The sequence below is a fragment of the Collinsella aerofaciens genome (assembly GCF_039062315.1).
Lineage (GTDB): Bacteria > Actinomycetota > Coriobacteriia > Coriobacteriales > Coriobacteriaceae > Collinsella > Collinsella aerofaciens_BG.
Genome location: NZ_JBCJBG010000018.1, coordinates 1 through 15,653, shown reverse-complemented (window position 1 = coordinate 15,653; position 15,653 = coordinate 1). Strand labels below are relative to the sequence as shown.

General features: G+C 61.0%; 14 protein-coding genes. 10 read left to right on the top strand and 4 right to left on the bottom strand.

Annotated elements, in window-relative coordinates:
* Nucleotides 1–109: 109 nt before the first annotated feature.
* Nucleotides 110–1,957 carry a glutamine--fructose-6-phosphate transaminase (isomerizing) gene (glmS, locus tag ABCP74_RS08200; protein WP_035138734.1) on the top strand — a complete coding sequence of 616 codons (1,848 nt, stop codon included), beginning with the start codon at nt 110–112 and terminating at the stop codon, nt 1,955–1,957.
* A 116-nt stretch (nt 1,958–2,073) separates the two neighbouring features.
* Here glmS and ABCP74_RS08195 read toward each other — a convergent pair whose 3' ends face one another.
* Nucleotides 2,074–2,775, bottom strand: a complete 702-nt coding sequence (locus ABCP74_RS08195) for a GntR family transcriptional regulator (RefSeq protein ID WP_226790702.1) — start codon at nt 2,773–2,775, stop codon at nt 2,074–2,076.
* A 193-nt stretch (nt 2,776–2,968) separates the two neighbouring features.
* On the opposite strand from ABCP74_RS08195, the gene ABCP74_RS08190 reads away from it, so the two are divergent.
* The 3 genes from ABCP74_RS08190 (at nt 2,969) to ABCP74_RS08180 (ending at nt 6,147) form a co-directional block, all read left to right on the top strand.
* Complete coding sequence (locus tag ABCP74_RS08190) at nt 2,969–4,003, top strand: YeiH family protein (protein WP_343001524.1); 1,035 nt, start codon at nt 2,969–2,971, stop codon at nt 4,001–4,003.
* Between the two features lie 266 nt (nt 4,004–4,269).
* Nucleotides 4,270–5,487, top strand: coding sequence for a helix-turn-helix domain-containing protein (locus ABCP74_RS08185; RefSeq protein ID WP_343001526.1), 1,218 nt, complete (start codon nt 4,270–4,272; stop codon nt 5,485–5,487).
* Nucleotides 5,488–5,640: 153 nt separating this feature from the next.
* Nucleotides 5,641–6,147: a hypothetical protein gene (locus ABCP74_RS08180; RefSeq protein WP_343001527.1), complete on the top strand. Its 507-nt coding sequence runs from the start codon at nt 5,641–5,643 to the stop codon at nt 6,145–6,147.
* Nucleotides 6,148–6,211: 64 nt separating this feature from the next.
* On the opposite strand, the gene ABCP74_RS08175 is transcribed toward ABCP74_RS08180, so the two are convergent.
* Entirely contained in the window at nt 6,212–6,733 is a 522-nt protein-coding gene (locus ABCP74_RS08175) for a nitroreductase family protein (protein WP_343001528.1), read from the bottom strand.
* A 294-nt stretch (nt 6,734–7,027) separates the two neighbouring features.
* Between ABCP74_RS08175 and ABCP74_RS08170 the strand changes: the two genes are divergently transcribed.
* The 4 genes from ABCP74_RS08170 (at nt 7,028) to ABCP74_RS08155 (ending at nt 11,732) form a co-directional block, all read left to right on the top strand.
* Complete coding sequence (locus ABCP74_RS08170) at nt 7,028–7,318, top strand: hypothetical protein (RefSeq protein WP_006235631.1); 291 nt, start codon at nt 7,028–7,030, stop codon at nt 7,316–7,318.
* 181 nt (nt 7,319–7,499) lie between these two features.
* The gene (locus ABCP74_RS08165) at nt 7,500–8,000 is read left to right on the top strand and encodes a MarR family winged helix-turn-helix transcriptional regulator (protein ID WP_343001529.1); all 501 of its coding nucleotides are present in this window, start codon (nt 7,500–7,502) and stop codon (nt 7,998–8,000) included.
* Complete coding sequence (locus ABCP74_RS08160) at nt 8,000–9,724, top strand: ABC transporter ATP-binding protein (protein ID WP_343001530.1); 1,725 nt, start codon at nt 8,000–8,002, stop codon at nt 9,722–9,724. The genes ABCP74_RS08165 and ABCP74_RS08160 overlap by 1 nt, the downstream gene beginning before the upstream one ends.
* 1 nt (nt 9,725) lies before the next feature.
* Complete coding sequence (locus ABCP74_RS08155; protein WP_343001531.1) at nt 9,726–11,732, top strand: ABC transporter ATP-binding protein; 2,007 nt, start codon at nt 9,726–9,728, stop codon at nt 11,730–11,732.
* Between the two features lie 111 nt (nt 11,733–11,843).
* Here ABCP74_RS08155 and cysE read toward each other — a convergent pair whose 3' ends face one another.
* The gene (gene cysE / locus ABCP74_RS08150; protein WP_343001532.1) at nt 11,844–12,548 is read right to left on the bottom strand and encodes a serine O-acetyltransferase; all 705 of its coding nucleotides are present in this window, start codon (nt 12,546–12,548) and stop codon (nt 11,844–11,846) included.
* Between the two features lie 223 nt (nt 12,549–12,771).
* Between cysE and ABCP74_RS08145 the strand changes: the two genes are divergently transcribed.
* Entirely contained in the window at nt 12,772–13,419 is a 648-nt protein-coding gene (locus ABCP74_RS08145; protein WP_117779374.1) for a DedA family protein, read from the top strand.
* 289 nt (nt 13,420–13,708) lie between these two features.
* Nucleotides 13,709–14,761 carry a branched-chain amino acid aminotransferase gene (locus tag ABCP74_RS08140; protein ID WP_022093821.1) on the top strand — a complete coding sequence of 351 codons (1,053 nt, stop codon included), beginning with the start codon at nt 13,709–13,711 and terminating at the stop codon, nt 14,759–14,761.
* 113 nt (nt 14,762–14,874) lie between these two features.
* On the opposite strand, the gene ABCP74_RS08135 is transcribed toward ABCP74_RS08140, so the two are convergent.
* Nucleotides 14,875–15,522 (bottom strand): transposase, encoded by a 648-nt coding sequence (locus tag ABCP74_RS08135; RefSeq protein ID WP_343004408.1) that lies wholly within the window; start codon nt 15,520–15,522, stop codon nt 14,875–14,877.
* Nucleotides 15,523–15,653: the final 131 nt, after the last annotated feature.

Genomic DNA, 15,653 nt, shown 5'->3' with positions numbered 1-15,653 from the left:
TCTGGTATATCAGCTTGCGCTTGCGTGAGTACAATACTCGAACGTTGTACGTCTCAGCGCCCCTTGTGCGTGGACGTCTTGCAGTCACGCGAACGAAGGGATTTATCTCATGTGCGGAATCGTCGGCTACACCGGCTCTGATATTGCAAAGAACATCCTGGTCACGGGCCTCAAGCGTATGGAGTATCGCGGCTATGACTCCTCGGGCGTCGCGCTCGAGGTGGGCGAGGGCGCCGCGGCGCACCTCGACGTCATCCGCCGCGTGGGCAAGGTCGCGGGCCTGGAGAGCGAGCTTTCCAACATCGACAGCGACGCTACCTGCGGTATCGGCCACACCCGTTGGGCCACCCACGGCAAGCCCTCCGTCGTTAACGCTCACCCCCACACCAGCTGCGACGGTCGTATCGCCATCGTCCACAACGGCATCATCGAGAACTTCGCCGAGCTGCGCGAAGAGCTGGAGGGTCGCGGCCACCACTTTAAGAGCGAGACCGATACCGAGGTCTTTGCGCATCTGATCGAAGAGGCTTATGCCGAGACGCACGACCTGATGGCCTCCGTGCGCGAGGCTTGCACCCACGTGGTCGGTGCCTATGGTCTGGCCGCCGTGTGCGCTGACGAGCCCGGCGTGATCGCCGTGGCCCGCAAGGATTCCCCGATCGTGGTCGGCGCGGGCGAGACCGGCGCCTATGTCGCCTCCGATGTCATCGCGCTCATCGACGCCACCCGCGATGTCGTGGTGCTCGAGGACGGTCAGTTTGCCAAGCTCACGCCCGCAGGCGTCGAGTACACCGACGAGGCCGGCAACGTTATCGAGCCCAAGGTCACCCACATCGACTGGGACCTGGACATGGCAGAAAAGGGCGGTTATCCCGACTTTATGCTCAAGGAAATCCACGAGCAGCCGCGCGTCGTGCGCGACACGCTGGTCGGTCGTATGACACCGGCCGGCGAGCTCGACATCGACGAGCTGGGCCTTTCGCTCGAGGAGCTCAACGACATCGACCGCGTCTACGTGATCGCTTGCGGCACCAGCTATCACGCTGGCCTCATTGCCAAGAATCTCATTGAGGGCTGGGCTCGCATCCCCACCGAGGTGGAGGCGGCCAGCGAGTTCCGCTACCGCAACCCCATCATTACGCCGACGACGCTTGTCGTTGCTGTGTCCCAGTCGGGCGAGACGGCCGATACCCTTGCCGCCATTCGCGACGCGCGCATCAAGGGTGCCAAGGTCTTCGGCATCACCAACGTGGTGGGCAGCCCCGTGGCGCGTGAGAGCGACGGCGTCATCTACACCAAGGCCAACAAGGAGATTGCGGTCGCCTCGACCAAGAGCTTTATCGGCCAGGTCGTGAGCCTTACGCTTTTGGCTCTGCTGCTGGCGCAGGTCAAGTACCGCCTGACCACCAAGCAAGCGCGCATGCTGTTCCGCGAGCTTTCCGATACGGCCGAGCAGATCCAGTGGATTTTGGATACCCAAACCGAGGCCGTGCATGAGGCCGCCCTGCTGTGCAAGGATGCGCAGTCGGCGCTGTTCGTGGGCCGTGGCATGGGTGCCGCTATTTCCTACGAGGGTGCGCTCAAGCTCAAGGAAGTCAGCTACCTGCACGCCGAGGCATATGCCGCCGGTGAGATGAAGCATGGCCCCATTGCCCTGATCGACCCGGGCTTCCCTGTCATCGCTGTGGCCACCAAGAGTGCCACCTACGACAAGACCGTGTCGAACCTTATGGAGTGCAAGGCGCGCGGCGCCAAGGTCATCGTCGTTGCCACCGAGGGCGACGAGGAGATCAACAAGATTGCCGACTGCATCATCCGCGTGCCGGCAGTCCGCGACGTGTTCAGCCCCATCACGGCGAGCGTCCCGCTGCAGCTGCTCGCCCGCGAGGTCGCCATTCTGCGCGGCTGCGACGTCGACCAGCCCCGCAACCTGGCGAAAAGCGTCACGGTCGAATAATTGTTGTTCCGCCGTTCTAACAACTAAGGCCCGGCTCCGCATCAAGACGGAGCCGGGCCTTTTTTGCATTTGACCAGATAAAACCTGCCAAAATGAACCTGTCCCTTTTTGGCAGGTTAGCGGAGCTTACTGGTCTCAAAGTACTCGGGGAACTGGTCCAGAACCTCGGTTTGGTTGCGGAACATCATGTGCAGGTGCTTGCTGACCAAAAAGCTCGCTTCGATGGGGTCGCGACCGGCGATAGCGCGGCGAATCTGCTTGTGCTCGTTCACGATGTCCTGATTGTCGAGAACCTGCGTGGCAGCGCGCAGCCAGCGGAAGCGCTCCAAGTCGGCATTGGTCTCTTCGAGCCACGACCACACGGTGCTGCGACATGCGATGCTAAAAATCATGTGATGCATGAGGTTGTCGCTCAAAAAGAAGCCGATGCGATCCTCTTCGGCCATGGCCTTTTCCTGCAGCGCGATGGCGCGGTCGAGCTGCTCGATGCCGGCCGACGTGGCGCGCGCACAGCACTCCACAATCACCTGCTTTTCCAGATGCTCGCGGATGTAACAGGCACTCTCGGCAAGGGTGAGGTTGATGGGTGAGACGTAGGTACCGCTCTGGGGCACGGTGCGCACCAGGCCCTCTTGCGCCAGACGCACCAGTGCCTCGCGCACAGGGGTGCGCCCCATATCCAGGTCGTCGCAAAGTTGCTTGACGCCCAGCTTTTCGCCCGGCTTGTAGTCCAGGTAGACGATTTTGCGTCGAATGGTGTGGTAGGACTGGTCCTGTAGGCTCGTTTCCTGCTCGCCGACGTGCATCGATTCTTCCATAGCGCCTCGCAACTGTTCTATCAAACTCATATGTCAGTTGTTAATTATGCCGCGAATCAGCTCTCCGCGGTGGGTAATTCGGCTGTTGCCTGAGAACTATTGCGGCATCTTAGTCTGTGTTTGCGCAAGGCTGCGCTCAATGTTGCCGTATCATAAGCCGTCGCAAACGTGAAATAGAAAGAAGGAATCCCATATGCAACTGGCAAATATCGTACGCGAGCGCTGGAAGGGCGTCTTGTTCTGCCTGATCATCGCCATTCCCGCGACGTTGCTCGGCAAACAGATTGAGGTGGTCGGTGGGCCGGTATTTGCCATCCTCTTTGGCATGGTCCTGGCGCTCGTCTTTCCCAAGAATCGTCGCGAACAGCTCGCCGCCGGCGTCACCTATACGTCCAAAAAAGTCTTGCAGTACGCGGTTATCCTGCTTGGCTTTGGCATGAACCTCTCCCAGATTCTGTCCAAGGGCGCCCAGTCGCTGCCGATTATCGTGGCGACAATCTCGACCTCGCTTGTCATCGCCTTTGTGCTCTGCCGCGTTATGAATGTGCCGGGTAAGATCGCGACGCTTGTGGGTGTGGGTTCGTCGATTTGCGGCGGTTCGGCCATCGCCGCGACCGCGCCCGTCATCGATGCCGACGATCGCGAGATTGCCCAGGCCATTTCGGTCATCTTCCTGTTTAACGTTATCGCGGCGCTCGTGTTTCCAACGCTCGGCGGCATGCTCGGGCTGACCAACGAGGGCTTTGGCCTGTTTGCCGGCACCGCCATCAACGACACCTCGTCCGTAACGGCTGCGGCGAGCGCCTGGGACAGCATGCATCCCGGCGCCAATGTGCTCGAGAGCGCCACGGTGGTCAAGCTCACCAGGACGCTGGCCATCATTCCCATCACGCTGGCGCTTGCTTGCTGGCAGATGCATCTGGCGCGCAAGGCCGGCGGCGACGCCAAAAGCACGTTCTCCCTCAAACGCGCGTTTCCCATGTTTGTGCTGTTCTTTGTGCTGGCGAGCGTGATCACCACGGTGCTTCAGCTTCCCGCGTCCATCACGGCGCCCATCAAGGAGCTATCGAAGTTCTTTATTGTGATGGCCATGGCGGCTATTGGTTTTAATACCGATATCGTCGAGCTGGTCAAAAAGGGCGGCAAGCCCATCGCGCTGGGCTTTTGCTGCTGGATTGGCATTGCGTGCATGAGTTTGGGAATGCAGCACGTGCTGGGAATCTGGTAGAGAAGTAGCTTATTCGCGTGCTGGTTGCTGGTGAGCTCATGCCTGCGGTGGAGCGATAGGAGCTCTTGCGGGTATGGCTTGTCCGCAGGTTTATAAGTCCCGAAGAGCTCTTATCGCCCCGCCAGGATGGCGATGCGGGGCAACACCTATACTCGCAGGACGGCGCTTTCTGCCCTATAGTGTTTGGTGAGCAATATCGTTCAATTTTGAAACACTTGGTCGTGCGACCGTCGGCGGTTGCACGTCGCCGCGGACAGGGGCAAATCATGGATAGCGATGCCAAGCTGAACATCTTGACTGAGGCCCTGGCTGCTGCCGGGGCTTCGGCATTGGCAATCGATGCGCGTGGGGACGTCGCGATCTCGACCATGAATGACGCGGCGCTCGAGCGGGATGTGGCGGCTTTTGTCGCTGAGCGCCTCGACCGTATAGGAGACGGCGCGCGTCTGGTTATGGGGCGTGCGGGTACGCGCCTGAGCCTGACCGTTCGCCCCACCGACAAAGAGGGTGGGGGCCTTTGGGTCGTCGTGGTCCGCGAGGTGCGCGGCGCCGCGGCGCATGCGGGTATCGAGTGGCTCAACGCCGACGAAGTTGAGGCCCGCTATGAATCGAGCGCGTACGGCATCGTTGAGGGTGCCGCTGCGGTAGCTGCACCGGTTGCCGAGAGCTATGCGCGCGGCGTGCCCCTTATGCTCGAGGGCGAGCTTGGTGCGGGCCAGGTTGAGATCGCCAAGCGCCTCTATCTGGACGGTCCTTTTGCCGATCAGCCCTTTGTTTCCGTTGCGCTCGATGAGCTCACCGAGCGCGGTTGGCGCCATGTGCTCAAGAGCGCCGAATCGCCGTTGTTCCAAACGGGGCTGACCCTTTGCATTGAGGGCTGGAACGCGGTTGTCCCCCAGCGCCTCCGCGAGCTGGTCTCCACGATGACCGACACCGCGTTGGCGACGCGCTGCCATGTGGTGCTGACAGCGAATGACATGCCGGGCGGCGGCGAAAGTGATCAAGCCGCCTTTGTGACCGAGCGTTTCGCCTGTGCGGTGAGCGTGGCGCCGGCAATCGCCGAGCAGGGAGCCGCGTCGACGAAGGTTGCGCGCTATTTGGAATATCTCGCTGATGCATTTGGGACGGCAGCGCCCACGCTGTCTGCCGCGGCGGCGAAGACGCTCGATGCTTACCGCTGGCCGCGCAATTATCTGCAGCTCCGCGAGGTCTCGGAACGACTGTATATATTGGTGGGGGCGGGCACGGTGGACCGCGCTGTGGCGGAGGAAGTGCTCGCCCAAGAGGACGTGATTAAGACCGCAACCTTTGGTGCCCCGACGCTCGAAAGCGACCTGTATATCCTGCGACCGCTGGCCGATACCGAGCGAGATATCGCGCATCTGGTTGTAGACCATCTCCACGGCAACCGAACCCGTGCGGCGGAGGTGCTGGGCATAAGCCGTACAACGCTGTGGCGCTTGCTGAAGGACGATGACCGTTGAGCGAGGCGCCCGTGACCGCGCGCGACGCGTGTGCTACAGTCCAAAGCGTTATTGTTTCGATTTGGTTACGGCGTGCGAGGGCATATGGCTGAGACTTCAAAACCGAGCCGCAGAAGGCGGAGTGCCGCGCCGGTCAACCGACGCACAACATCGGTGACGTGGGGTAAACACGCCTCGGGGTTTGATGGCTCGTTCAAGCGCACTAAATATGGCTATCCTTCGGCAAGCGCCCGCTTGGCAATGCAGGCAGAGTCCTCACTGTGGGGCCGCAAACGCGTGGTGGGCTCAAAGCTCAAGCACGACGGAACGCTCGGTTATATTAGCCGCGGGGCGGCTCGCCGCAGCGGACTCAATCCGGCTGGTTGGCACCGTTATGTTCCGATCGCGGTCGTCGTTGCAGTGATCGTCATCGCACTCGCTGCGCTTGGCTACGCCGGCGGTGGCGCCAACTTGGACGCAGTGTTTAAATCGCCCGAGCTCGCGCATGCAGGCACAGAAGTTGTCGAGGGCGCGCAGACCCAGACAGGCGTCGCGCCCCAGCGCGGCATCGTCGCGGCGGCCTCCACCATCGCCGATGCGCAAAAGGACGAGGACGAACAAGGCGACGGTGCCGAAACGACTCACACGAACGAAACGACGACAACGGCGACGTCAATATAAGGTGCGAGTGGGGTAGCTAAAATAGCCCCGTCCAAAATTAGCTACCCCTGCTGACGCTTCTGGGTTACCTTACGTAGACGACGTTGTCGCGGCGCGGCTTTGCCTCGGGTAGCGTGTCCTCGGCGTAGCCCAGAATGCAGTGACCGACGCCGCGTAGGCTACCGTCGGCGGGCAGGCCCCAGCTGGCCAGCAGTTCCAAGCCTTCGGGCGAGTCGAAGACCTCGTGTGCGCGATGAATCCAGCACGAATCGACACCCAGCGCATAGGCAGCATTGAGCAGGTTGCCCATGGCAAGCGAACCGTCTTCCAGATGCGTGGGCACGCTGCGGTCGACCAGTACCACCACAACGGCCTTGGCGCCATAGAAGGGGTCGCTGTTGCTGCCCATGACCTGGGCGTTGAGCTGTGAGAGACGCTCGACGGTTGCGGGGTCGGTGACGGCGACAAACGTCACCGGCTGGCGGCCCATGCCGCTCGGTGCATATTGGCCGGCTTCGATAATACGTGCAAGCTTTTCGGCCTCGACGGGACGATCGCTGTATTTGCGGCAGCTGCGGCGGTGAATGAGCGCTTCGATAGTCTCCATGGTGTCTCCTTGCGGTGGCGTTGTAGATGCCCCGTTCATACCCGTCGGGCTCAAACGATAGACGGTCAATTGCCCGGCCAAAAGGATAGATTCCAATTGGGAAAGTAGGTTTGCATAAAAGTACCTTCAGAATGTGACAAACCAATGGGATGGTTAAACGTTTTATCCCGTCTACCCTGCGGTTTTTTACCACTTGCCTAAATGACGAACGCATAACCTCTGATAAAGGTTTTACTAAAGGAGTACCAACGTTTATTAATGCGCCGTGGTGGCGCCGGGCCAGGAGGTAACATCATGTTCCAGGCTGGAGATGTCGTCGAGACCGATTTCGAAGGATTTCTGAAGCTGCTGCGTTCCAAGACGCGCGCTTTCGTGTCGATTAACGATCACGAGTACTACATCACGCACACCGATGGCTATTGGCGTGTTCAGGATTGCGAGGCCCTCAACGACAAGGGCCACTTTACTGACTGCTCCGAGCTGGTCAACACGGTCTGCGAGGTCGTCGAGCTGCCGTGGATTGCCGGCAAGAGCCTGCATGACAGCTTCTCGGGCGCTACGGTCTATGAGGCCGTCGCCGCTTAACAGGCGATAAAACCCGATTTTCACGTGACCGCTGGCGCCGCCCCCGCGCCGGCGGTCATTTTCTGCCGATAGGCCATAAAAATGCACGCATTTGCGGAGAGCCTGTTGACGATAGTCAAAACTCGGACTAATCTAGAGACACATAATTGGTCAAAAATCGGACAATCGAATGGTGGGATAGATGAATAGTGCGGTTACACTGGTCGACTTCGACCGGTTGCTCAATGGACTCGACCATATCTATTCGGAGTTCTCGCGCGCCTGCGGCCTTTCGGACTGCGCTTACTGGATGCTCGTCGATACCAGCACGGCGGGCGGCAGTATTGCCGTAAGCCGTCTGACAAGCGAATGGTTCTACAGCAAGCAGACCATCAACTCGGCAATTAAAACCTTGACGGCGCGGGGCTTCGCAACGTTGGAGTTTGCCGAAGGCAGCCGTAAGAACAAGGTTGTGAGCCTGACCGAAGAGGGCAGGCGATTTGCCGAGCGTTATGCGCTGCCGGCACTCAAGGCCGAGCAGCGAGCCTTTGGCGCGCTTGAGCCGTGTGAGCAACGCGAGATTATGCGCTTGATCGGCAAATTCTCTCAGGTGCTCGGCGAGGAGTGCGATGCCTTTAAGCAGCATATCGCTGCCGAGAGCCAAGCCGAGAATCAAGGTGAGGGGGAGTCGTGCGACTGTTAATGAGGTTTCTAAAGCCCTATCGAGGGCTTGTCGCAGTGACGCTGCTGGTGCTGCTGGTGGATAACGTCGGTACGCTGTTGGTTCCCACGATGCTGGCGAACATGGTCAACACCGGTATTACCACGGGCGATGTCGACTACATTTTACGCAACGGCCTATACATGTTTATCGCGACCAGCATGGCTAGCGGCGGCACGGTGCTGGGCTGCTATCTTTCGGCGCGCCTGGCCGCCAACGTGGCTTGCGATATCCGCAATGCCGTGTACGACAAATCGCTCGAGCTCGCGGCCAGCGATTTTGAGCGCTTTGGCACCGGATCGATGATCACACGCTCGCTCAACGACATCAACGTGATTCAGCAGGCTATCCTGCAGACGATTCAGTTGGTGCTGCCGGTGCCGTTCTTGGCCGTCGCGGGCATCATTTTTGCTTGGTTCATCGATCCCGCCATGGGCACGCTGCTGGGCGTGGTGGTTGCGATCGTGCTGGTGGCGGCGGTCTTTACGGTTGCCAATGCGGCTCCGATCTTTATGCGCCTTCAGAGCTTTATCGACCGCATGAACGTGGTGCTGCGCGAGAACATCGTGGGCGTTCGCGTCATCCGTGCTTTCAATAAGGAGCGCCACGAGGAGCAGCGCCTGGACGAGGTGTTTAGCGACTACGCCGCCAACGCCATCAAGGTTAACCACCTGTTTGTGGGCCTCGACAGCTCAAGCTTCTTTTTGATGAACATCGCCGAGGTGGCGGTGCTGTGGGTTGGCGGCAACCGCGTGGGCGCCCACGCCATGCAGATCGCGAGCATCTCGGCGGTGCTGGAGTACGCGCTTCTGATCCTGTTCTTTGTGATGATGGCGCAGATGGTGGTGCTGACGCTTCCGCGTGCCGCGGCATGCCTAAGCCGTGCACAGCAAGTGCTGGAGATTGAGCCGAGCATCGTCGATGGCCAGCGTACGCTTGATGCGGCCGCGTCCGACTCAAAGGACGGGGCCGATGCGGTCGCCGTGTTCGATCATATGTCGTTTCGCTTTGACGACGCCGACGAGGACACGCTGTGCAATTTGAACTTTACTTGTCGTCGCGGTCAGACGACCGCAATCGTCGGCTCGACGGGTTCGGGCAAGTCGACGGTGGCCAAGCTTCTGCTGCGCTTCCACGATGCCACCAAGGGCGCCATTCGCCTGGACGGCGTCGACCTGCGCGAGCTTTCGCAAGGCGAGATTCGCGGGCGCATCGCCTATGTGCCGCAGAAGGCGTGGCTGTTCTCGGGCACCGTGGCAAGTAATCTGCGCTTTGGCAACGAGGACGCGACCGAGACCGACATGCTTCATGCGCTCCAGGTTGCCCAGAGCACCTTTGTGCTCGATCAGCCGCAGGGGCTCGATACCCCGGTTGCCCAGGGCGGTACGAACTTTTCGGGCGGCCAGCGGCAGCGCCTGGCCATTGCTCGCGCGCTCATGAAGCGCGCCGACCTGTATATCTTCGACGACAGTTTTTCTGCTCTGGACTTTAAGACCGATGCCGCCCTGCGCCATGCGTTGCAAGACGAGACACGTGACGCTGCGGTGCTCATTATCGCGCAGCGCATCTCTACGATCTTGCACGCCGACCAGATTGTCGTGCTCAAGGATGGCGAGGTCGTGGGCCTGGGCACGCATGACGAGCTTATGGAAACATGCGAGGTGTACCGCGCCATCGCGGAATCGCAGATGAAGGGAGGTGAGTAGCATGACCGAGGAGCTCAGGAAGCAGGCCAGCGTTGATGACGCCGTTGCCGTGGGACTGGTTGAGGAAACGGCTGCCGTAGCACCCGAGCTGGACGAGGCCGCCAAGGCTGCAGCCGAGCGCGAGGCTCGCCGCCAAGCGCTCTACGAGGAAAACGAACGCGCCGAGGACGAGCGCGCCCGCGCCGAGGCAGAGCGCATGCGCGATGTGGACGACGAGGACGAGGACGAGAAACCCCGCGACACCTGGGCGACGGTGCGCCGCCTGTGGAGCGAGGCTGCCGGCGACCATTGGCGCTTCTATATCGTGTTCGCGAGCATTGTGTTCTACGCCATCTTTAACACCGCTGCGCCGGCATATAGCGCCCGCGTGATCGATGAGCTGTGGGGCCACATTCAGGTGGCGTTTGCCAACGGAACCACCTTCAACATCACCTGGGAAAACTGCGGCAGGACCATCTTCATCTACTTTATGATTTGGACCGCCGCCGCCTCGTTCTACGCACTCCAGAGCTTTTTGATGTCGAGCGTTGCCGAACGCCTCAACCTGCGCCTACGCAACCGCATCGCACAAAAGCTCAACCGTCTGCCGCTCGCCTACTTTGACGCGCATCGCCCCGGAGAAGTGGTCAGTCGCGCGACCAACGACTTGGACAAGATGTCCGAGAGTATGCAGCGCGGACTGCTGCAGCTGCTGGTGTCGATCGGCACCGTGGTGGGCGCCGTGAGCGTGATGTTCGTGTTTAGCGTGCCGCTCACGCTCGTCTTTTTGTTCTTTATGGCGCTGTCGCTGCTGATGACCAAAGTGGTCTCGCGTCGCACACATGACGTGACCGGCGAGCGCCAGGAGTGGGTGTCCAAAATCACGAGCGCGGTCGAGGAGGGCTACTCGGGCCGTCTGGTGATTCGCGCGTTTAACCGCGAGCGTCAGAGTTCTGCCGAAGTGCATGAGGCCTCGAGGGAGCTAGCGCGCGTGAGTACCAAGGCCGACTTTATGATCAATGCCGTCGGCCCTGCGGTGCGCTTTATCGGCCGTTTGGCGCAGATCGTGATCGCGCTGGTGGGCTGCAGCATGCTGGTTGCCGGTCACATGACCGTCGGCGTGTTCCAGGCGTTCTTCCAGTTTATCTACGAGGCGTCCGAACCCATGACGCAGCTGTCGTTTACCTTTAACTCGCTGCAGAGCGCGCTGGCGAGTGCGGAGCGCGTGTTCGACCTGCTCGATGAGCCCGAGATGGAGGCCGATCCGCTGCCGGACGAGGCCGCCAAGCTGCCGGGTCGCGTTGAGGGTCGCGTCTCCTTTGAGCACGTGCGCTTTGGTTATTCGCCCGACAAGCCGCTTATGCGCGACGTGTCGTTTACCGCCGAGCCGGGCCAGAAGATTGCCGTGGTGGGAACCACGGGCGCAGGCAAGACGACGCTCATCAACCTGCTCATGCGCTTCTACGAGATTGACGGCGGGCGTATTACGCTCGACGGCGTGGATACGAGCCGCATGGACCGCGGCGAGCTACGGCAGCAGTTTGGCATGGTGCTGCAGGACGCCTGGCTGTTCGATGGCACGATTGCCGAAAACATCGCCTACGGCTGCCCCGAGGCGACGCACGATGAGATCGTGGCGGCCGCACGCGCCGCGCAGGTCGACTTCTTTGTACGTACCATGCCGCAGGGCTACGACACGCGCGTGGCCAACGATGCCGAAAGCATCAGCCAGGGCCAGCGTCAGCTGCTGACCATCGCGCGCGTGCTGCTCAACAACCCGGCGATCCTCATCCTGGATGAGGCGACATCGAGTGTGGACACGCGCACCGAGCTCGCCATCGGCCGCGCCATGGACGCGCTCATGCGCGGGCGCACGAGCTTTGTGATCGCGCACCGTCTGTCGACGATCGTCGATGCCGACCTCATCCTGGTTATGGATCACGGCAATATCATCGAGCAGGGTACGCACAAGGAGCTGCTGGCTGCCGAGGGCGCTTATGCCGACCTCTACCTAAGCCAGTTCGCATAAGGTGACAAGGGGACAGTCCCGCATGTCACATCGAAAAGAAGGCGTGCCGGGGGCGGATTCCCCGGCACGCCTTTTGTGTTGGCGTTCATGCTGTGGCGGTTGCCCGCGGCCCTAGCGCTCGTCCACGAGCTTGGCGACGAGGGCTTTGAGCTCGGCCACCTCTCGCTCGAGTTCCTTGACGCGGCGGGCGTTCTCGGTGATGCCCTGACGGTTGAGGGCGCTCTGCTCGGCGGCATCGTCGGGCATGTACTCGCGATGCTGCTTAGCGTCGAAGCTCTCCTCGAACACGCGGCAGCCGTTGCGCTTGATGATGCGCCCGGGCACGCCCACGACGGTGCAGTTGTCGGGCACGTCCTTGACGACGACCGAGTTGCCGCCGATCTTGACGTTGTTGCCAATGTGGATGTTGCCAAGTACCTTGGCGCCCGTGCCTACGGTGACGTTATTGCCCAGGGTGGGGTGGCGCTTGCCGGTCTCGTTGCCGGTGCCGCCGAGCGTGACGCCCTGGTAGAGCACACAGTTGTCGCCCACGATGGTGGTCTCGCCGATGACGACGCCCATGGCGTGGTCGATAAAGAAGTGCTTGCCAATCTGCGCGGCGGGATGAATCTCGACGCCGGTGAAGTGGCGGGTGATTTGCGAGAGCACGCGGGCGAGCGAGCAATGACCGTGCTCCCAGAGCCAGTGCTCGGGCACGTGGTTCCACTTGGCGTGCAGGCCAGGATAGGAAAGGAAGATGACCAGACCGTTTTGCGCGGCGGGGTCCTGCGCCTGGACGGTCTTGATGTCCTCGCGAATGGTATTGATAAAGCTCACCGGCCGCCCTCCCTTAGCGCCGTGACAATGCGATTCACTAAAGTATAGCGATTCGCTAGGGATTAGGAAGAACAATCTTGGCGGCTTTGCGCGACAGGTGTCAGTTATGCAAACTTGCTGGTAATGGAGTCATGCTTTTGTGGGGTTGCGCACGAGGGGGCACCGCAACCGTATACTGGTCAACTTGGACGTGTCCGCGCCCACAACTGAGAGGTTTTACTTCATGGGTTTCATCAATTTTATCGCCGAGCTGCTTAAAGACCCGCGCACCGCGATTGCCAGCTGGATCGCCGCCGGCCCGCTTATGGCCTACGGCTGCGTGTTCCTGATCATCTTTATCGAGACGGGCGTGGTGTTCTTCCCGTTCCTTCCTGGCGACTCGCTGCTGTTTGCCTCGGGCTTCTTTGCCCATAACGGCGGCTTTAACATCGTGGCGCTTCTGGCCACCGCATGGGCCGCAGCCATCCTGGGCGATCAGTGCAACTTTATGATCGGCCACTTCTTTGGCAAAAAGATCATCGCTTCGGGCAAGGTCAAGGCCATGACGCCCGAGCGCATCAAAAAGTCCGAGGATTTCCTGGATAAGTGGGGCCATCTGGCCATCTTCCTCGGTCGCTTCTTCCCGTTCATCCGCACCTTTGTGCCTTTTATCGCCGGCATGGGCGGCATGCACTGGCGCAACTTTGTCATCTTTAACGTGCTGGGTGGCATTACCTGGTCGACGGTCTTTACGCTGCTGGGTTACTTCTTTGGTGGCATTCCGTTTGTGCAGGAGCACTTTGAGCTGCTGATCGTGGGTATTGTCGCCGTGTCGATCATCCCGACCGTGGTCGGTCTGGTTAAGGCTAAGCTCGGTAAAAAGAACGCCTAGTTCGAGCTTGTTTTCGGACGTTAATTCCAAGGCCCGTCATCGGATTCGATGGCGGGCCTTTTGTGTTGAAGGCAAGTGAAAATACTTTACTTAGTTAAAGAAAAACGTTTTATCCAAGGCGTGCGGGGAGTACAATCACCTGCATGCGAATCGACGCGCCATCGGCTTTGATGCTGCCCGCGTGTCCTGCCCGGCTCTACGCTCTGGGTATGCGACGTTGCGACGCGGCCGGCTTCGGTCCTTGCGTGCGGGTTCGCGAGTATGCAACCGTGTATGTAAGGAGCGACATATGACTGTCGAGAAGAAGGATATCGATTGGGGTAGCCTCGGCTTTGGCTACATGAAGACCGATTACAGCTACGAGGCCCATTGGAAGGATGGCGAGTGGGACGAGGGCGGCCTGACCACCGACCACACCCTGCACGTCTCCGAGTGTGGCGGTATCTTCCACTACTGCCAGGAGGTCTTTGAGGGCCTGAAGGCCTACACCGCCGAGGACGGCAGCATCGTCTGTTTCCGCCCCGACATGAACGCCGAGCGTATGTACAATTCCGCCCAGCGTCTGGAGATGCCCCCGTTCCCCAAGGACAAGTTTGTCGAGGCCGTCAAGCAGGTTGTTTCTGCCAACGCCGCCTGGGTTCCGCCCTTCGGCTCTGGCGCAACCCTGTATGTGCGTCCGTTTATGATCGGCTCCGGTGACGTGATCGGCGTGGCTCCCGCTCCTGAGTACACGTTCCGCATTCTCGTGACCCCGGTCGGTCCGTACTTTAAGGGTGGCCTCAAGCCTGTCAAGCTGCGCGTTTCCGAGTACGACCGCGCCGCACCGCACGGCACCGGCAACATCAAGGCCGGCCTCAACTACGCCATGTCCCTGAAGCCCACGATGGAGGCTCACCGCGAGGGCTATGCCGAGAACCTGTATCTCGACTCCGAGTCCCGCACCTATGTCGAGGAGACCGGTGGCGCCAACGTCCTGTTCGTGAAGGAGGACGGCACGCTTGTCGTCCCGCAGTCGCACACCGACTCCATTCTTCCCTCCATCACGCGTCGTTCGCTCGTTCAGGTCGCTGAGGACCTGGGCATGACCGTCGACCAGCGTCCCGTCGAGTGGGCCGAGGTCAAGGCCGGCACCTTTGTTGAGTGCGGTCTGTGCGGCACCGCTGCCGTTATCTCCCCGGTGGGCGAGATCGACAACAAGGTCTACGGTGCCGACGAAACTGTGACCTTCCCGGCTGGCTACACCGAGATCGGTCCTGTGATGAAGAAGCTCCGCGAGACCCTGACGGGCATCCAGTCTGGTGCTGTTGAGGATAAGCACAACTGGGTTTACACCGTCGCGTAAGCTGTCTTAGCTGTCCGGCCCGAGGGCGACCTTCCTTTCCGGCGCGTCCTCGGACATGCAAGAACCCCCGCTGCGCACTTCGTGCGGCGAGGGCTTCTTGCGTCCTGACGCTCCTATTTGGCAAGGTGTTTTTTCGAGTCCATTTTGCGCTCGGCCTCGAACGCCTGCCTGTCCCAATCGAGCGGAAGTCCGGCCTCGACCCATGCCTCGTAGGCCCTCCTTATGGGCTTGAGTTCCCTTTGGCCCCTCTCCAGCATCGAGATGTACTTCTCGCTGGTGCCCAGTATGGACGCCGCCCTCACCTGGCTGACCCTCGCCGCGCGCCTGGCCGCCACGAGCTCCGAGGCGTCCTCGGGCCTCCTGATCTCGTGCGGGCGCATCAGCGCCCGGTACGCCTCCCTGGCCACGTAGCGCTTGAGGCACCTCATGACCTCCCTGTCGCTCTTCCCCCGCGCCCTGGCCCTCTCGGCGTACTCGGCGGTCTCGGGGTCGCGCATGACCCTCTGCCTCGCGATCTCGTGCAGCGCGCTGTTCGCCTGCCGGTCGCCGCCCCTGTTGAGCCTGTGCCTCACGGTCTTGCCGCTCGAGGCGGGGATGGGGCAGGCCCCGCATATCGCCGCGAACGACGCCTCGGAGCGCAGCCTGCCCGGGTTGTCCCCGGCCGCGACCGCGAGCTTGGCCGCGCTCACGGGCCCGCACCCGTACATCGCCAGCAGCGCGGGGCAGTTCTCCTCCAGGGACGCCTCGATCGCGCGCTCCATGTCGAGCGCCGCGTCGCGCGCCGCCGCCCACAGGTCCGCCAGCGCGCCGAGCGCTGTTAGCGCTAATCTAAAATTAACCACTTTCGCAAACGCATCTCGCCGAATGCGCTAACGCGCTTTCGCCGACCCCG